Raw genomic sequence first — 18,130 nt, 5'->3', positions numbered from 1 at the left:
TCAGGGCCGACCGGGAGAGAGGCGGAGCATGACCCGAACCGACCGACCGACCCCGCTGCCGGAGTTCGCCGAGGTCGAACCGGACGAGGACTGCATATGCCCGGGCTGCAGCGCCCGCCGCCGGGCCCGGCTGCACGCCGCACCGGTCCACGAGGGCGGGCACGCCGCGGCCCGGAGCGTCCGGCGGCGGGCCGCCGTCCTGGTGGCCGCGGTGAGCACCGCCTTCGCCGGCGGCGCGGCCGGAGCCGCCGCCGCACCGGCCCCCGGGGACAGCAGCACCCCGGCGCCGACCAACCCGCAGGGCTGGGTCAGCGGCCTCTACGGCGACGAGGCCCGGGCCTCCGCCGCCCCGTCCGACGCCGCCGGGCCGGTCACCCGGGCGCAGATCATCGAGCGGGCGCAGAGCTGGGTGAACCAGAAGGTCCCGTACAGCATGAGCCGCTACTGGTCGGACGGCTACCGCCAGGACTGCTCCGGCTTCGTCTCGATGGCCTGGGGCCTGGGCAGCAGTCAGACCACCTGGACGCTGGTCGACTTCGCCGAGCGGATCACCAAGGACGACCTCCAGCCCGGCGACATCCTCGTCCACAACAACCCGGCCAGCCCGCAGGCCGGCTCGCACGTGACCGTCTTCGGCGGCTGGACGAACACCGCCCGCACCCGCTACCTGGCCTACGAGCAGACCGCCCCCGGCGCCACCAGGCGGGACACCCCGTACGCGTACTGGAGCAACTCCGCCTCCTACGTCCCGTACCGCCTCGCGGCGCTCTCCCCCGGGAGCAGCAGCGACGGCGCGTCCTCGACCGCCTTCCCCGGGGCCGGCAGGTTCGGCCCCGGCGCCGACAACGCCGACGTCACCACGCTCGGCCGGCTGCTGGTCCAGCGCGGCGGCGGCCGGTTCTACCCCGACGGCCCGGGCCCGCGCTGGGGCGAGAGCGACCGCCTGGCCACCGAGGCGTTCCAGCTCGCCCAGGGCTGGCGCGGCAGCGAGGCCGACGGCCTGCCCGGCAAGGACACCTGGGACTACCTGGTCAACCACAAGGGCCGCGACATCGCCCCCGCCACCCCGCTCCCGCCCCCGCCGGCCGGCCCCGGGGTGCCCGCCTTCCCCGGCCGGGACCGGTTCGGGCCCGGGGCGGACAACGACGACGTCCGGCGGCTCGGCGAGCAGCTGGTCCGCAGGGGCTTCGGCGGGTTCTACACCGAGGGGCCCGGCCCGCGCTGGAGCGAGAGCGACCGCCGGTGCGTCCAGGCCTTCCAGGAGGCGCAGGGCTGGCGCGGCGACGAGGCGGACGGCCTGCCCGGGCCGGACACCTGGGCACAGCTGTTCTCCTGACGGTGTCCGCCCCGACGGTGGTCGCCCCGGCACCGCGCCTCCTGGAAGGCCCGGCCCGCCGCGGCTACCGCGGCGGGCCGGGCCGGCCGGGCGGGCGCCCCGACATCCAGTGGAAGAGGCCCATCGCCACACTGGTCGCCAGGTTGAAGCTGGAGACCCCCGGCTGCATCGGCACCGCGACAAGGTGGTCCGCCCGCGCCTTGAGCTCGTCCGAGACGCCGTGCCGCTCGGTGCCGAAGGCGAGCAGGGCGTCGTCCGGGAAGGCCGTCGTCCGGATGTCCGCGCCCTCCGGGTCGAGCACGTAGAGCGGGCCGGCGGGCAGCTCCGGCAGCTCCAGCCGCTCCACGGCGGTGGCGAAGTGCAGGCCCGCGCTGCCCCGGACCACGGTGGGGTGCCACGGGTCCAGGACACCTGTGGTCACCACGCCGGTGGCGCCGAAGCCGGCGGCCAGCCGGATCACCGCGCCGACGTTGCCGAGGTTGCGCGGGTTCTCCAGCAGGACGACCGGTGCCGTCCGGGGCCGGTGGGCGAGGGCGGCCAGGTTGGCCGCCGCGGTCGGCCGGGCGGCCAGCGCGATCACACCGGTCGGGTGCAGCCGCGGCACCAGCTCCCGCAGCTGCGCCTCCGGCAGCTCCACCGCCAGGCGGTCCAGCGCCGGCCCCACGTCCTCGGCCAGCTCGGCGGCGAGCGCCAGCAGCGCCGCCCGGTCGGCGGTCAGCACCTGGCGGACGTCCCCGCCGAAGCGCAGCGCGTGCTTCAGTGCGTGGAAGCCGTCCAGCAGCACCGTCCCGGGCTCCTGCGCCCCCACCCGCCAGGTCCGCACCCACTGGTCGTCGTTCATGCCGCCCACTCTGCCACCCCGGACGCCCGTCCCCGTCGGCGGGCGCCCGTCACCGTCAGCGGGCGGTCGGCTCCGCCGCGAGCTGGGCCGGGGTGGCGGTACCGCCTCCGCGCAGCGCCCGTTCGAGGTCCCGCAGGGCCTGCAGCAGCAGCCGGCCGCTGGCCCGGACGACGTCCCGCTGCACACTGGCCGGCGCCGCGGCCAGCCGTTCCTCCAGCAGCTCGTGCGCCTCCCGCGCCGCGTCGAACTCCACCGGCTGCCCGGTGAGCAGCGCGCCCGCCCCCAGCGCGGTGGACAGCCTCAGCTCCTCGGCGAACTCGGCCGTCCCCGGCACCGGTTCGGCGTCCGGCAGGGGCAGGTGGGCCTCCAGCAGGACGACCACCCGCCCGAGGTGGCCGACCGCCGCCCGGGCCCGGTCGAGCTGGCGGCGGCTCACCCCGGGCAGCCCGGAGGCGTGCCGGCCTGGCTCGGCGTCGGCCCGCTGGATCGCCTGGAGCAGTTCCGAGCGGGCCTCCCGGGAGTCCAGCAGCGCCGAGCGGACCTCCCGCCCGCGCGGCGCCGCCGGATGCTCGTAGACTGCGAGCACGGCCGCCGCGTACTGCCCGACGGCGGCCAGCCACTCGGCCAGCCGTTCTCCGAGCCGGGCGGTCTGCCAGGTCGGGAAGAGCGCGTACGCCAGCAGCGCGACCGAGCCGCCGAGCAGCGTCAGACCGACCCGTTCGACGGCGGTCACCAGCGGGTTCCCCTCCTGGAGCCCGAGCAGGAAGACCACGTACGAGGAGACGCAGACCGTCATCAGCGCGTAGCCCGTGCGCAGCGTCAGGTAGGCGCCGCCGATGCAGAGCACCGCGAGTGCGGCCAGCACCCACTCGCCGGGGTGGGCCAGCTGCACCACCAGGGTGGAGAGTGCGACGCCCACCATCGTCCCGGCCAGCCGGGCCACGCCTCGGCTGTAGGTCTGGGCGAAGTCCGGCCGCATCACCATGGCGGCGGTCATCGGCGCCCAGTAGCCGTGCTCGAATCCCACCACCCGGGCGAGCAGGTAGGCGAGGACGACCACCCCGGTGAGCCGGACGGCGTGCTGGAAGACCGCCGAGCGCGGCTGCAGCTGACGGCGCACCGCCCGGGCGGCGACCGGCAGCATCCGGGAGAGCGGCGGCTTGCGCAGCTGTCCGCCGGCCTCGACCACGGGGGTGCTGATGGTGTCCTCGTCGCCGCGTTCCAGGGTGTCGGCGGCCTTGCGCAGCAGCCCGGCCAGCCGGCGGGCGGCCCGCCGGGCGGCGCCCCGCAGCTCGGGCCCGTCGGCGGGGACGGCGAGGGTGAGCGCCGGCGCCGAGCGGGGCAGTTGCAGCGGGTCGCCGCTGCGGACCGCCCGGGCGAGCGCGTCCATCGCCTCGGCCGAGGCCGCCAGCACGGCCCGGGCCCGGTCCCGCTCCGGCCCCTCGGCGGGGGCGCCGACCTTGGGATCGGCGACGGCGGCCAGGGTGGGCCGGATCCGCTCCGCGATCCCGCGCAGTCCGCGCAGCTCGGGCGGCCGGTGGCGGTCCTGCCAGGGCGTCAGCGCGGCGGCGTGCCGGGCCGTCATGAACGGCTCCGGGTCCACGTGCGCGGTCGGGTCCTGGCGCAGCCGGCGCGCGTAGTCGGCGAGTTCGGCGTAGGTGTCGGCGAGCGCCGCGCGCTGGGCGGTCCAGCTGCCGATCGGCCAGAGCGTGATGACGGCCGCCTGGACGAGGCCGCCGACCGCGCAGAGCAGCCCGTGGCCGAACGCCTCGGCCGCGCTGACCGGGAGTTGGACGACGACCAGCATCACCGCCACGGTGTTGGCGGCGACCACCCCGGCGGTCGGCCCGATCGCCCAGGCCAGCCCGGCGCCGAAGGCCCAGAGCGCGAGCAGCACCGGGAACGCACCGGGCACGCCGACGGCCAGGTAGCCGAGGAAGGTGCTGGTGCCGAGGCCCGTCCCGGCCGCGACGGCGAGCGAGGCCCGGGGCCGGAAGCTGCGCTGGAAGGTGGCCGTCCCGGCGATGAAGGCGCCCATCGCGGCCGAGGTGGCGAGCTGTGCCCCACCCAGTGCCAGGGTGGGGAAGAGCACCAGCGCGACGGCGACGGCGCCGCGGACCGCGCGTTGCGGGTCGGTGAGCGCCCGATCCAGGGTCAGTCCGGTCCGCGCGGTGTCTCGGAGTGCGGCGAACCAGGACATACCGGTCAGCTTAGGGGAGCGGCTCCCCCGGCGGCCGGAGGCGGTGAGTCCATGAGCGGGGCCGCGGGGGAGGCCGCCGGCGGACCGGCCGGAGCCGGTACGGCCGGCCGCCGCAGCCGGGGGAGCCCGATCCACCGCCCGGCGCCGGCCACCCGGGCGGCGACCCAGCGCAGCGCCCCGGTCGGCAGGAAGACCGCGTCCGCCGCGACCATCGCCAGCGAGAACACCGGCAGCCCGAGCAGCACCGCGATCCCCAGGTGCTCGGCCATCATCACCACCAGCAGTGCGTTCTTGACCCGCCGGCTGACCAGGGTGAACGGGAAGGCGACCTGCAGCACCACCGTCCCGTAGGAGATCAGGAAGACCGGCAGCAGTGCCGAGGCGACCAGCCCGGAGAGCCCCGGCCAGGGCGTGAAGTAGTCCAGGTGCAGCGGGTAGTAGAGCGCGGTGCCGTCCTGCCAGCGCGAGCCCTGCACCTTGTACCAGCCGGCCGTGGCGTAGATCAGCACCACCTCGGCCGCGATCACCAGCATCGCGCAGTTGTGCACCATGGCGGCCAGCGCGTCCAGCACCGCGCGCAGCTCGCCGTCCGGCCGCAGCCGCCCGAGCAGCCACCAGACCCCGGCCACCGCCCACAGGCCCCAGAACACCGGGGCCCAGCCGACGTACGGGAAGGCCGCGGCCGTCCAGGTCAGGCTCTCGCCGGAGAAGTCGCCGAGCTGGCAGACCAGCAGCAGCCCGCCGAGCACCGCCCAGAGCAGCACCCCGCCGCGGCCGGCGGCCGGTCGCCGGGCGTCCAGCGACCAGACCTCGGCGCAGCGGGTGAAGACCAGGTAGACCGCCATCAGGTGGACGACGTTGTCGCCGCCGTCGCCGAGGAAGACGTTGCGGTTCTGCAGCGACAGCACGGTGACCAGGAACAGCACGCCGCTCGCCCTGGTCCGCCAGCCGAGCAGCAGCGCGGCGGCGGAGAGCACCGCCAGGTGGTAGACGAGCTCGAACCAGAGCCGGCCGCCGAACCAGGGCAGCACGGTCAGCGCCCCGTTGTCGGCGAGCAGCCGCTCGGCCAGGTCGAGCGACCAGGGCGAGGTGTCGCCGTAGAGCATCCGCCGGTTGGGCCACTCCCGCACCAGGTACGCCAGCCAGACCAGGCCGAAGCCGATCCGCACCGCCGCCGCCTGGTACCGCCCGAGCGCCCTGCCGGTGAAGGCCGTGAAGAGCCGGGCGAACACCGCGGCGAGCTCCCGGCCCCGGCGGGCGGCGGGCGCCCCGACCACGGGCGGAGCGGCCGCCGGGACGGCCGGCCGGGCGGGGACACCGTCGAGCAGCGGCCCGGGGCCGGCCGCCTGCGTCGTCTCGTTCACCCGAGCCCCCGGTGGTCCTCGTCGTTGACCGGCCACCAGGGCAGCTCGCGCACCTTCGGCGCGGGCGGCGCGGCCTCACCGCTCCAGTCCGGCGGCGGGACGGTCGCGGTCGTCACCCGGAACTCGATCTCCAGTATCCGGTCGCCCTCGACGGCGCGGCCGATCCGCTGCAGCGCGATCCGCTTGAGGTACTGCTCGGCCAGCTTGCCGCGCGGGTTGGTCAGCGAGTCGTCCTGGGCGTTGTGCGAGCCCTCGTAGAAGTCCCAGGCCCGGCGGAGCAGGTTCTGGTCGGCATGGCTGGGCGCCGGGTTGCCGCGGATCGCGGCGATGTCCTCGGCGGTCAGCCCGATCCAGTCGTGGGTGCGGGTGGCGCCGCCCGGCTCGACCGTCCGCACCCGGGCGTCCAGGGTGACGTTCTGCTGCAGCGGGTTGGGCGCGAACAGCTTCCAGTTCTGCTCGAACTCCGGGTACACCAGGCCGTCCACCTCGTCCCGGTACTCCCGGGACAGCGTGTTGGCCGGGGCGACGTGCAGGAACACCGCCCCGAGGAAGAGTCCGGTACCCGCCAGGAGCAGCGCGCCGGCCGTACCGAGCACCACCAGCGCCGGCTTCGACCAGGCCCGCCCACCGGGCGGCGCGTCGGCGCTCTGCGCCATGGACCCTCCCCCAAGCTGCGGCCGGGAGGTGCCGCCACCCGGGCGGGCGCCGCCGGTCCCGTCCCGGCTCGGTCGCGCGCCCATCCTGCCCTACCGGCTGCGGCGGCGGGAGCCGCGGCCGCAGCCGGACCGGGCCCGGGAACGTCCCTAGAGGACGAAGGCGTCCTGGCCGCCGGAAGAGATCATCGGACGGCCGGCGCCCTCCCAGGCGTACATGCCGCCGTCGACGTTCACCGCGTCCCGGCCGTTCTGCACCAGGTACTGGACGACCTGCGCGGAGCGGCCGCCGACCCGGCAGAACACGTACAGCTTCTCCTCCGGCAGCTCGTCGATCCGCGCGATCAGCTGGCCCATCGGGATGTGCAGCGCGCCGTCCACGTGACCGGCGTCCCACTCGTCCTGCTCGCGGACGTCGAGCAGGGCGGCGTCGGCGGGGACGGAGGCGGCGTCGGTGGAGGGGATCTGGGCGAACATCGTCTGGCTCTCCTGGGGCTCGGAACGGTCCGGTCCATTGTCCCGCACCGCCGGACCCCCGCCGAGCAACTGTTCCAGCTCGGCCTGCTGGGCGGCGGCCTTCGCCAGCAACTGCTCGGCGAGCTCCTCCAGCAGCTTGTCCGGGTCCTGCGGGGCGAGCGCGAGCAGCTGGCCCATCGCCGTGTTCTCCAGCCGGACCTGCTCGGTCGCGGTCTCGGCGATCTTGGCGTTCAGCCACTCCAGCCGACGGCGCAGCCAGCCGAGCCGGTCGGGGGAGTCCACCGCGGGCGCCGCCTCGGGGGCGGTCGACCACTCCGCGGCGAGCCCCTCCAGCGCGGCGGTGTCGCCGAACGCGTAGGCCTCGTTGACCCGGACGAGGAACACCGCCCGGCGCTCCTGCTCGGCCGGGTCGGTGGTCAGGTCGGGGTGGGCGCGGCGGACCAGCTCGCGGTAGATCCGCTGGGCCTCCCGGCCGGGCCGCACCCGGGCCGGCGCGGCCGGCGGCGGGGCCGCGTCCTGCTCCTGGACGCTGTCGAACAGCGCGTCCAGGTCGGGCAGTTCGTCCACCCGGCGGCGTGCCTCGGCGGCCCGCCGGACGTCCTCCGGGTGCCCGGTGCGGGCGGCCACCGTCTCGGCGATCAGCGCGTCCAGCTCGTCCAGCCGGGCGTAGAGCGGACCGAGCAGCTGGTGGTGGATCAGGGCGAAGTTGTCGATCTCGACCCGCAGCGTCTGCATGTCGACGTCCATGGTGAGCCAGGCGAGTTCGGCGGCGGCGACCCGCTCCTCCAGCTCCTGCTGCTCCGGGTCCGTCCAGCGGGCGGGGATCTGCGCGGTCACGTCTCGCCTCTGTCTCGTCCTGCCGACTCGGTGCCGCCGCCCTCGACCTGCCGCCCGGCCCTCCGGGTGCCCGCCGCGCGGCACGGCTCGGCCTGCCACCCTACCCCGGGCGGTTTCCCGGCCACGTGCCCCCGGCGGACCCTCCGTCCGGAGCGCTGCCCCCGGTGGACGGGGAGTGCGGACCGGCGCACGCCGAGTGACACGCAACTGATACTGATGAATCTCCCCGTTTCGGTACCGAGTCCGGCCCGGTCCGTGCTTCGCTGGTATCCGCACAGCGTGCCTTCCTCCGTAGAGACGGGCCGCCTCCAGGCGTGGCGGCCAGGCGGGAGCAGACCGAATCCATGGTGGACGAGCCCAACTCCACAGCGCGTCCGGCGGCCACCGCGGCCGCCACCGGAGCCGCGCCGGGTGACCAGTCGTCAGGTGTGGTCGCCCTGGTCCGGCTCGCCCTCGTGCTGGTCGACCGCACGGGTCGGATCGCGCAGTGGAACCGGGCCGCCGAGGAGCTGTTCGGGCACCGCGCCGAGGTCGCCCAGGACCGCTCGGCCACCGGCCTGCTGCCCGCCGTCGAGCCGCGCAGCGTCCCCGGGCCCGCCGCCCCCGGTACCCGCCGCCGCTGCGACGCCCTGGACACCCTGGCCGAGCTGACCGCCGCCCAGGGCGCCTGGGCCGGGCAGATGCCGGTCGTCGACCGGGAGGAGCACTTGCGCGACGTGCTCTGGTGGGCCTACCGCCCGGCCGACCCGGCCGCCGGCCTGCTGGCCCTGGCCGCCGACGCCCGCCCGCTGCGCTCGGCCGGCCCGCGGCTCGCCCTCGGCGAGCGCCGGCTGCCCTTCGCCGCCGCACCCGCCGCCCGGGGCGGCTTCCACCGGCTCTCCGCCGCCCTCACCGCACCCGGCCGCCCGGTGCCCGAGCCGTTCGCCGGGCTGCTCCCGGCGGGCTCCGCCGAACGCCGGGCCGCCCTGCTCGACGGGCTCGGCCGCGCCGGCCTGCCCGCCCTGCGGCTGGACCCCGGCACCCTGCTGCCCGTCCTGCCCGCCGACCCGCCGACCGGGGCCGCCCGTGCCGCCGCCGGCATCGGCCGCCGCTACCCGACCGCCCAGCAGCGGGCCGGCCGGAGCGGCCCGCCGCCGCAGCCGGAGCAGTCCGCGCCCGGCCGCCGACCCGCCGGACCGCTGCCCGTCCAGCGCGACGCCGCCGAGCGGCCCGCCGCCCCCGCCGCGGCGGGCCAGGCCACCGGGCACCCCGCGGCCGCCGCGGGTACCGGGCCCGCGGCCACGCCGACCGCACAAGCCCCGACCGCCCCGGCCCCGACCGCACAGGCCCCGTCCACAGGAGGACCCGCCATCGAGCAGGCCGCCGTCGAGTCGTCCGCCAACGGCCACCAGGCCCGCCGGGGCGACCAGGCCACACCCCCGACCGTGCCCTGCCCCGCTGCCGCGGAGGAGGGCACCCGGCCGAGCGGCCGGCTCGGCCCGTTCCTGACCAACGGCCAGGCCGGCGAGCAGCTGGCCCTGCTCAACGAGGTCGGCGGCAAGGTCGGCACCACCCTCGACCTCGGCTTCACCGCGCACGAGCTCTGCCAGGTGCTCGTCCCCCGGGTCGCCGACTTCGCCTGCGTCGACCTGGTGGACGGCCTGATCTCCGACTCCGAGCTGCCCGAGGCCCGGCCGGACGACGACACCATGCTCCGCCGGGTCGCCCTGGTCTACAACGAGTCCGCCGGCCAGTGGGACCACGTCCTCGCCGAGGGCGCGCTGGTCGCCATGCCCCGCCGCACCCCGCCCGGCATGGCGCTCCAGCTGAACCAGCCGGTCCTGGTCCCGGTGGTCAGCCCGGACGTCGCCGTCGACTACGCCGCCGCGCTCGGCGGCCCCCGGCTCGCCTCCGTGGTCACCGGCCGCTCGATGCTGGTGGTGCCGCTCTCCGCCCGGGGCACCGTGCTCGGCATCCTCAAGCTGCTCCGGCTGCCCGACCGCACCCCCTTCGACGAGGGCGACGCCGCCACCCTCAAGGAGCTGGCCGCCCGCGCGGCGCTCTCGCTGGACAACGCCCGGCTGCACCGGGCCGAGTCCAAGGTCGCCACCACCCTGCAGCGCTCGATGATCCCGACCCGTCCGCCGCAGATCCCCGGTGTGCAGATCGCCCACCGCTACCTGCCGGGCGACTCCAAGGCCGAGGTCGGCGGCGACTGGTTCGACGCGATCCAGCTGCCCGGCAGCCGGGTCGCCCTGGTGGTCGGCGACGTGATGGGCCACGGCCTCCACTCGGCCGCCGCGATGGGCCGCTTCCGCACCGCGATGCAGACCCTGGCCGCCCTCGACCTGCCGCCCGGCCAGCTGCTGCGCCACCTGGACAACCTGGCCCACAAGCTCGGCGACGACCACCTCGCCACCTGCCTCTACGCGGTCTACGACCCGATCAACCGGACCTGCGAGCTGGCCAGCGCCGGCCACGTGCCCCCGGTGCTGGTGCACCCGGACGGCAGCGGCGAGCTGCTGGAGATCCCGGCCGGGGCCCCGATCGGGGTCGGCGGGGTGCCGTTCGTCGCCAAGACCATCGACGTCTCCGACGGCTCGATGCTGGTGCTCTGCACCGACGGCCTGGTCGAGGTCCGGGGCGGCGACATAGGAGCGGGGCTGGCGGCGCTCTGCGGGAACCTGATCGACCCGCGGCAGAGCCCGGAGGAGGCCTGCGACGTGGTGCTGGAGCGGCTCCACTCGGACGACCGCAAGGACGACGTCGCTCTGCTGGTGGCCCGCTTCGACGGCGTCGCGCCGACCGAGGTGGCCACCTGGGACCTCACGGTCGACCACCGCGAGGTCCGCCGCGCCCGGGCCCTGGTCCGCGAGCAGCTGGCTGCCTGGCACCTGGAGACGCTGAGCGACACCACCGAGCTGCTGGTCAGCGAGCTGGTGACGAACGCCGTCCGGGTCGCCCGGGACCGGGTCCAGCTGCAGCTGATCCGGGTGGACAAGCTGCTGGTCGAGGTGAGCGACGACAACCACAACCTGCCGTCGCTGGAGCCCGCCGAGCAATTGGGCGAGACCGGCCGCGGCCTGACCCTGGTCACCAAGCTCGCCGAGCACTGGGGCACCGCCCGCAAGGCCGTCGGCAAGGTGGTCTGGTTCGAACTCCCGCTGCCCCCGGCCTGAGACGCCGCCCGCTCACCCCGAGCAGCACCCAGGGCGAGCGGGCGACCCCGCCCCGAGCAGCACCCAGGGCGAGCGGGCGACCCCGCCCCGAGGCGAAGGGCCGCGCCGGTGCCGAAAGGGAGAAGCGAGGACGCCGTGACGAAGGAGCGGCGTTGGAGCGCCGACCGTCGGCACCGGACCAGAGCGGCCCGGAGGCGAGCGGGCGACAATCAAGCCTGGGCGGCTCCGGCCGACGTCCGGCGGCGGGCCTCGGCGGCCACCTCCATCGAGGCTGCCGCGGCCACCGATGCGGCCGCGCCGACCCCGGCCAGCACCCGGGGCCAGAAGTCCCCGAACACCTCCACCGAAACGGCGATCAGCAGCGCCATGATCACCGCGACCACGTGCTCCAGACCCGCCAGGTTCGGCAGGATGATCGCCTCGCCGACCATCAGCGCCACCACCAGGCCGGCCGTGAACCAGGCCCGGCAGCGGAAGGCGATGCAGATCGCCAGCGCCACCACGGCCGCCGACGGGCCGGTGTCGCGGACGTAGGCGACCCACTTCGGGAAGCCGAACATGTGCTCCGGGCCGATCGCCACGCCCACCCGGGCGAACAGCGTCCCGGCCAGGGTGCAGGCGTAGGCCACCACCAGGGTCAGCCGCCGGCCGAGCACGATCTCGGCGATGCCGAAGACCACGAAGACCTGCGCCAGCGCCCCCCAGACCGGCAGGTCCAGCGCCGGCACGTACAGCGACAGCGGCGTCCGCAGCAGCGAGACCTCCAGCGGCAGCGCGGCCTTCACCACCCCGATGTGGGTGACGAGCCGCTCCCCGCCCGGCAGGTGCTGAACGATGCTGAACAGCAGGATCAGGGCCGTCGCCGCGGTGGCGAGCGGGACGGCGGCGAACTTCTTCGCCACCAGTCGCTCGCGAACCGTGCCGAACAGCAATCCCCACTCGGCGACAGCGGCCGCTCCGGCAATAGCCAGCGGCCCCTTTCGCACGCCCCCCGCGTGGGTCAGGTCAATCACAGCAGTCTCTCCAAATCCCCGAAGCCATCCCCGAAGCCGGAACGCCTTCCCGACCACCCCAACATTAGAAGCCGATTAATGAATCCACATCGGCATAAAAGTGGAGCCGGGTCATCCTCTGGGGGGAGGGAACAGCACGAAACACCCCCATACGGACGACCGGTCCCCTCCGCCCCCCGGCGGAGGGACTACCCCTTCCCGTCCCGCGCCGCCACCGGCACCCGGGGAGCCGCCACGGCGGTCCCGGAGTGCCGACGACGGAACAGGGCGGGCAGGCTCGGTGCGGTGATGAAGCCCTCGGCCCGGGCGCTCGCGATACCGATCCGCGGAATCTCGCTGCTCTTCTCGAAGAGCAGATAACGCGGCTCCCAGATCGGCCGGTACTTGGCGTTGGCCCGGTACAGGGATTCGATCTGCCACCAGCGGGAGAAGAAGCCCAGTACAGAGCGCCAGAGCCGGAGCACCGGCCCGGCACCGAGCCGCGAACCGCGCTCGAAAACGGAACGGAACATCGCGAAGTTCAGCGAGACCCGCTTCAGCCCGACCTCGTCCGCGCGCTGCAGGAGTTCGATCACCATGAACTCCATCAGGCCGTTCTCGGTGTCCCGGGCCCGGCGCATCAGGTCCAGCGAGAGCCCGTCCGGCCCCCACGGGACGAAGCTCAGCAGCGCCTTCAGCTCACCGTCGCCGTCGTGGCACTCCAGCATCACGCAGCGCCCGTCGCCCGGGTCGCCGAGCCGGCCGAGCGCCATCGAGAAGCCGCGCTCGGTCGCGCCGTCGCGCCACTGGTCGGCCTTGGCCACCAGGTCGGCCATCTCGGACTCCGGGATGGCCTCGTGCCGCCGGATCCGCACCGTGTAGCCGGCCCGCTTGACCCGGTTGTACGCCTGGCGCACCACCCGCATCGCCCGGCCGTCCAGCGAGAACTCGTCCAGCTCGACGATCGCCTCGTCGCCCAGCTCCAGCGCGTCCAGCCCGTGCCGGGCGTAGATCACCCCGGCCTCCTCGGAGGCCCCCATCACGGCCGGCGCCCAGGCGTGCTCGCGGGCCTCGGACAGCCAGGCGTCGATCGCACCGGGCCAGGCCTCCGGGTCACCGATCGGGTCGCCCGAGGCCAGCGAGACCCCGCCGACCACCCGGTACGTCACCGCCGCCTTGCCGCTGGGGGAGAACACCACGGCCTTGTCGCGGCGCAGCGCGAAGTAGCCCAGCGAGTCCCGGCTGCCCTGCTTGTCCAGCAGCCCGCGCAGCTGCTCCTCCTCCTCCGGGGTCAGCAGCTCCTTGCCCCGGGGGCTGCGGAAGGCCACGTAGAGGACGATCAGGAAGAGCACCGCGCCCATCGCGTTGATCACCGCGTTGACCCAGGTCGGCGCGGAGATCACCGAGCGCAGGTGCTCGGACGGCGTGATGGTGATCATGCGGCCGACCGAGTAGCGGAAGAGATCCCAGAAGTCGGCGCCGGAGCGGTCGTTGGCCAGCCAGACCAGGAAGGCGCCGACGATGCCGCCGAAGGCCAGGCCGCCGACGAAGGTGGCCGCCGCGGTCTTCGGGTTGGAGCGGTCGCCCTTGGAGGTGAACTCCTTCCGCCCGACCAGCAGCGCCAGCACGAAGGCGCAGGTCAGCACGGTCGAGACGTAGTTCAGCGGGTGCCGGTCGAAGCCCTCGCCGGGCAGCGCCATGGCCACCAGGTAGAGCAGCGCGAAGAGCCCGGCCAGCGCGGTGTTGAAGATCCACGCGGCCCGCTTGCGCCGCCGCATCGCGATGGCCAGGAACACCGACAGCACGGCGCTGCTGAGGCCGGCCGTCATCAGGTAGGGGGTGAAGTACTCGCCCTCGTTGTGCGTCTCGACCTGGTCCCGGAACGGCGCCAGGAGCACCGTCACAAGGTTCAGCAGCGCGATCAGGCGCAGGTACCAGACGGTGGCCGTCGCGGCCCGCGGGCGCCAGCGGTCCAGCAGGGAACCCGGCCGGGACCCGGTCGAGGCGGCGGACGGCTCCGACTTCACAGTGGACGACACAGCTCAATTCCAAACGATCAGATGGTGGGGCGCATCCGCACACGGCCCGGCGCCGGGCGCCCGCACGGGCCCGACGGACTGACCAGCGGCCCTCGCCGAGGCCGGAAGAACCGGCAAAGGGGCAGCCAATTCCATGGTTCCCCACCCCGGATGAGAATTGCGTGAACCCGGTAGGCGATTCCGACCCCCGCCGAACGGCGGGGGTGCACGCCCCGCCGTGCGTTCGGCCACCCGCGCACGCCGGCCCGGCACGGACCGCCGGCCACGCACTAGTCTCGAAACCGCGCAAACAGACCACATCGAGCGCGGACCGGCGGGCCCGGGCGCCCGAACCGAGGAGGGGACCATCACCACCACCCGTGTGCTGATCGTCGACGACGAGATCCTGGTCCGCTCCGGCCTCGGCCTGATCGTCGGCTCCGCCCCCGATCTGGAGGTGGTCGGCGACTGCTCCGGCGGCCAGGCCGAGCAGTGCGTCCAGCGCCTGCGCCCGCACGTGGTGCTGCTCGACATCCGGATGCCCGACCTGGACGGCATCTCCGTGCTGCGGCGGCTGCGCGCCCTCCCCGATCCGCCGGCCGTGGCGATGCTGACCACCTTCGACACCGACGAGTACATCGGCACCGCCCTGCGCGCCGGCGCGGCCGGCTTCCTGCTCAAGGACACCGCCCCGGACCAGCTGGTGCACGCCGTCCGGGTGCTGGCGGCCGGCGGCAACATCCTCTCCCCGACCGTCACCCGCACCGTGATCGGCGGCTACGTGGACGGCGGCGGCCCGGACGCCGAGGCGGCCGGCCTGGCCCGCTCCCTCACCGGGCGCGAGCTCGACGTGCTGGCGCTGCTCGGCGAGGGCCTCTCCAACGCCGAGATCGCCGACCGGCTCTTCCTCGGCACCGGCACCGTGAAGGACCACATCAGCGCGATCCTCGGGAAGCTCGGCGCCGCCAACCGGGTGCAGGCCGCCGTCATCGCCCACCGGGCCGGTCTGGTGCGGCCCAAGCCCGGCAACGGCGCATGAGCGCCGACGGGCCGCCCCCCGCCAGACCGGCCGGGGCCTGGTACACCGCGCCCTGGCTGATGCTGCTGCTGCCCACCCTCTACTCCCTGGTGGACGCCGCGCTGGTGGCCCGGGACGCGCCCTGGTGGCAGGTCCTGCTCTCGACGCTCGCCGCCGTCGTCCTGCTCTGGCGCCGGCGCTACCCGGTCACCGTGCTGCTGCTGACCATGCCCGGCAGCTACATCGACGACATCTGGCTCGCCCCGATAACGGCCGTCTACACGGTGGCCGCCGAGCGCCCCTCCCCGCGCGTGGTGGTCCCGTGCGCGACCCTCTTCGCCCTGGTCGAGTTCTTCCACTGGCCGCTCTCCGAGCAGAGCTTCGCGCTCAACCGGGACACCGCCCTGTACGCGATCCAGTCGGTCATGCTGGCCGCCGGCCCGGCCGCCACCGGCCTGCTCTCCCGCACCCGGCGCGAGCTGGCCGCCCGGCTGGACGAGCTGACCCGGGGCCAGGAGCGGGAGAGCCGGCTGCTCGCGGAGCGGGTCCTGATCAGCGAGCGCGGCCGGCTGGCCCGGGAGATGCACGACGTGGTCTCGCACCAGGTCAGCCTGATCAGCATCCAGGCCGGGGCGCTCCAGGTCAGCACGGCCGACCCGGCCGCCGTCGCCACCGCCCGGACCATCCGGGAACTCTCCGTGCGCACCCTGGAGGAGCTGCGGCAGATGGTCGGGGTGCTGCGCACCTCCGGCCTGCGCCCGGACGCCCCGCTGGCCCCGCAGCCCCGGCTGGCCGACCTGCCCCGGCTGATCCGGGAGAGCGGTCTGGCCGCCGAAACCGAGCTGGCGCCCGGCGACCGGCCCTGGCCGGAGGCGGTCGAACGGGCCGCCTACCGGACGGTGCAGGAGGCGCTCACCAACATCACCAAGTACGCGCCGGAGGCCGCCGTCCACGTGAAGGTCGGCGCCCGCGGCCGCCGGCTGCGGGTCGAGGTCCGCAACGACGCCCCGCCGGTGCAGCCGGCCGAGACGCTGCCGGGCGGCGGGCACGGGCTGGTCGGACTGCGGGAGCGCGCCCAGCTGCTCGGCGGCACGCTCACGGCCGGGCCGACCCCCGAGGGCGGCTTCGAGGTCCGCGCCGACCTGCCGGCCAGCCGCGGCTGAGCCGGGCCGCCGGCCTCCCCGACGGTCGGCGGGCTCGCCCGACCGTGGACCGCCCCGACGGGCCGCGGCGGCAGAACCGCCGCGGCAAAAGCGCGGAGAAACGAGAAAGCCCCGCAGATCCGTAGATCTGCGGGGCTTCGCTGTGCGCGAGGGGGGAGTTGAACCCCCACGCCCTTTCGGGCACTGGAACCTGAATCCAGCGCGTCTGCCTATTCCGCCACCCGCGCATGGGTGTTTGTCGTGGTTGCCAGCCGATCAGCCGATCCGCCCGGTACCATGTGGCCCTTCGCGGTTCTTCGATCCGGCTCCCTTGCGGGCGCCCCTTCCGACGTGGAAAACAGTAGCACGACCTGCGGGCCACCTCCGAATCCGTTTCCCGGAGCGGCCGAGCGCATCCGAACGGATGCCCGGCGAACTGGCGAGCGAGGGATGGGGCTCCCGTCGGAGGGGTAGCCCTGGCATGCTGCCGCGGGGATGCGTCACCCTGTGTGTCCGAGCCCACCCCCGGGCACCACGCGGTCCGGGAACCGTATGGATGGCCCCGGCGTGGATACGATCAGTACGGAAGTACCGCAAGTAGGCGCGACCGGCTCCCCGGGACCCGGTCGGCAGGCAGGCGAACGAACCCTGGAAGGGGGTGCCCCATGGGAGTGCTGAAGAAGTTCGAGCAGCGACTCGAGGGTCTCGTCAACGGCACCTTCGCCAAGGTGTTCAAGTCCGAGGTCCAGCCCGTGGAGATCGCCGGCGCTCTGCAGCGCGAGTGCGACAACAACGCGAGCATCTGGAACCGCGACCGCACCGTCGTGCCCAACGACTTCATCGTCGAGCTGAGCCCGCACGACCACGAGCGCCTGAGCCCCTACTCCGGCCAGCTGGGCAACGAGCTCGCCGGCATGGTCCGCGAGTACGCCGAGGCCCAGCGGTACAGCTTCATGGGCCCGCTCCAGGTGAACCTGGAGAAGGCCGACGACCTGGACACCGGCCTGTACCGGGTGCGCAGCCGCACGCTGGCCGCCGAGGAGCCGCAGCAGCAGGCTCCGGCGCAGCCCACCCAGGGCGGCGGCTACGGCCGCCCGCCGGCCGCCCCGGCCCCCGGCGCACCGTGGCAGCAGCCCGGCGCCGCCGGGTACAGTGCGCCCCCGCCGCCGGCCGCGCCCCCCGCCATGCCCTCCGCCGCCCCGCCCGCGGGCGGCAACGTGCGCCCGTTCCCGGGCGCCGGCCACGGCACCTCCGTCCGCCGCTGGATCGAGGTGAACGGCACCCGCCACCAGATCTCCGGGAACGCCTGCGTGCTCGGCCGGTCGACCGAGGCCGACGTGCGGATCGACGACCCCGGGGTCTCCCGAAAGCACGCCGAGATCCGCCCCGGCACCCCCTCGATGGTGCTGGACCTGGGGTCCACCAACGGCATCGTGGTGGACGGACAGCACACCCAGCGCGCTACGCTCCGCGACGGCTCGCGAATCGTCGTGGGCTCCACCACCATCGTCTACCGACAGGTCGAAGGGTAGAGCGGCGCGGTTATGTCTGAACTGACCCTCACGGTCATGCGGCTGGGTTTCCTCGCCGTGCTGTGGCTCTTCGTCATCGTCGCGGTCCAAGTGATCCGCAGCGACCTCTTCGGCACCAGGGTGAACCCCCGGTCCTCGCGCCGCGGCGGTGCCGCGACCGCGGCCGGCGGGGCCGCCCCGGCCCCCGGCCGCGCCCCGCAGGGGCAGCCCGCCCCCCAGCAGACCCAGGGCGGCGGCCGCCGCCGCGGTGCCCCGACGCAGCTGGTCGTCGTCGCGGGCTCGCTGGCCGGGACCACCGTCGCGCTGCAGGGCCAGACCATCACGCTGGGCCGCGCGCACGACTCCACCATCGTCCTGGACGACGACTACGCGTCCTCCCGGCATGCCAGGATCTATCCCGATCAGACTGGGCAGTGGACGGTCGAGGATCTAGGCTCCACCAACGGCACCTATCTGGACCGGCAGCGCCTGACCGCGCCGACACCGCTCCAGCCGGGCATGCCGATCCGTATCGGCAGGACCGTCATCGAACTGCGGAAGTAGAGCGCATGAGGGACAGCAT

The 18,130-nt window shown here is 74.9% G+C and carries 13 protein-coding genes and 1 tRNA gene; 6 read left to right on the top strand and 8 right to left on the bottom strand.

Annotated elements, in window-relative coordinates:
* The first annotated feature begins 28 nt into the window (after positions 1–28).
* A complete protein-coding gene (locus ACIPSC_RS04480) occupies positions 29–1,336 on the top strand; it encodes a peptidoglycan-binding protein (RefSeq protein WP_400822886.1) in 1,308 nt (435 codons plus the stop codon).
* A 64-nt stretch (positions 1,337–1,400) separates the two neighbouring features.
* Here the strand turns inward: ACIPSC_RS04480 and ACIPSC_RS04475 are convergent, their stop codons facing one another.
* From ACIPSC_RS04475 to ACIPSC_RS04455, 5 genes are all read right to left on the bottom strand, one after another.
* The gene (locus tag ACIPSC_RS04475) at positions 1,401–2,177 is read right to left on the bottom strand and encodes a TrmH family RNA methyltransferase (protein ID WP_400822883.1); all 777 of its coding nucleotides are present in this window, start codon (positions 2,175–2,177) and stop codon (positions 1,401–1,403) included.
* 55 nt (positions 2,178–2,232) lie between these two features.
* Entirely contained in the window at positions 2,233–4,377 is a 2,145-nt protein-coding gene (locus ACIPSC_RS04470; protein WP_400822881.1) for an FUSC family protein, read from the bottom strand.
* 5 nt (positions 4,378–4,382) lie between these two features.
* Positions 4,383–5,741 carry an HTTM domain-containing protein gene (locus tag ACIPSC_RS04465; protein ID WP_400822879.1) on the bottom strand — a complete coding sequence of 453 codons (1,359 nt, stop codon included), beginning with the start codon at positions 5,739–5,741 and terminating at the stop codon, positions 4,383–4,385.
* On the bottom strand, positions 5,738–6,397 hold the full coding sequence (locus tag ACIPSC_RS04460; RefSeq protein WP_400822878.1) for a DUF5819 family protein: 660 nt from the start codon (positions 6,395–6,397) through the stop codon (positions 5,738–5,740). The genes ACIPSC_RS04465 and ACIPSC_RS04460 overlap by 4 nt, the downstream gene beginning before the upstream one ends.
* 147 nt (positions 6,398–6,544) lie before the next feature.
* Positions 6,545–7,708 (bottom strand): rhodanese-like domain-containing protein, encoded by a 1,164-nt coding sequence (locus ACIPSC_RS04455; RefSeq protein WP_400822876.1) that lies wholly within the window; start codon positions 7,706–7,708, stop codon positions 6,545–6,547.
* Positions 7,709–8,052: 344 nt separating this feature from the next.
* Here ACIPSC_RS04455 and ACIPSC_RS04450 point away from each other — a divergent pair, with 344 nt between their 5' ends.
* Positions 8,053–10,866: a SpoIIE family protein phosphatase gene (locus ACIPSC_RS04450; protein WP_400822875.1), complete on the top strand. Its 2,814-nt coding sequence runs from the start codon at positions 8,053–8,055 to the stop codon at positions 10,864–10,866.
* A 209-nt stretch (positions 10,867–11,075) separates the two neighbouring features.
* Here ACIPSC_RS04450 and ACIPSC_RS04445 read toward each other — a convergent pair whose 3' ends face one another.
* Together ACIPSC_RS04445 and ACIPSC_RS04440 are read right to left on the bottom strand one after the other, a co-directional pair.
* Positions 11,076–11,768, bottom strand: a complete 693-nt coding sequence (locus ACIPSC_RS04445; protein ID WP_400822874.1) for a hypothetical protein — start codon at positions 11,766–11,768, stop codon at positions 11,076–11,078.
* 299 nt (positions 11,769–12,067) lie between these two features.
* On the bottom strand, positions 12,068–13,897 hold the full coding sequence (locus ACIPSC_RS04440) for a phosphatidylglycerol lysyltransferase domain-containing protein (RefSeq protein ID WP_400822872.1): 1,830 nt from the start codon (positions 13,895–13,897) through the stop codon (positions 12,068–12,070).
* 367 nt (positions 13,898–14,264) lie between these two features.
* Between ACIPSC_RS04440 and ACIPSC_RS04435 the strand changes: the two genes are divergently transcribed.
* Both ACIPSC_RS04435 and ACIPSC_RS04430 read left to right on the top strand, forming a co-directional pair.
* Complete coding sequence (locus ACIPSC_RS04435; protein ID WP_400823342.1) at positions 14,265–14,915, top strand: response regulator; 651 nt, start codon at positions 14,265–14,267, stop codon at positions 14,913–14,915.
* Positions 14,912–16,057, top strand: a complete 1,146-nt coding sequence (locus ACIPSC_RS04430; RefSeq protein WP_400822871.1) for a sensor histidine kinase — start codon at positions 14,912–14,914, stop codon at positions 16,055–16,057. The genes ACIPSC_RS04435 and ACIPSC_RS04430 overlap by 4 nt, the downstream gene beginning before the upstream one ends.
* 143 nt (positions 16,058–16,200) lie before the next feature.
* Here ACIPSC_RS04430 and ACIPSC_RS04425 read toward each other — a convergent pair.
* Positions 16,201–16,284, bottom strand: a tRNA-Leu gene (locus tag ACIPSC_RS04425).
* Between the two features lie 417 nt (positions 16,285–16,701).
* On the opposite strand from ACIPSC_RS04425, the gene ACIPSC_RS04420 reads away from it, so the two are divergent.
* Positions 16,702–17,568: an FhaA domain-containing protein gene (locus ACIPSC_RS04420; RefSeq protein ID WP_400822869.1), complete on the top strand. Its 867-nt coding sequence runs from the start codon at positions 16,702–16,704 to the stop codon at positions 17,566–17,568.
* Positions 17,569–17,580: 12 nt separating this feature from the next.
* Positions 17,581–18,111, top strand: coding sequence for an FHA domain-containing protein (locus ACIPSC_RS04415; protein ID WP_400822867.1), 531 nt, complete (start codon positions 17,581–17,583; stop codon positions 18,109–18,111).
* Positions 18,112–18,130: the final 19 nt, after the last annotated feature.

The sequence above is a fragment of the Kitasatospora sp. NPDC090091 genome (assembly GCF_044747365.1).
In the GTDB taxonomy this organism is placed as follows: Bacteria; Actinomycetota; Actinomycetes; order Streptomycetales; family Streptomycetaceae; genus Kitasatospora.
The sequence above is the reverse complement of the archived record's forward strand: the minus strand, read 5'-3'. Positions and strand labels throughout refer to the sequence as shown.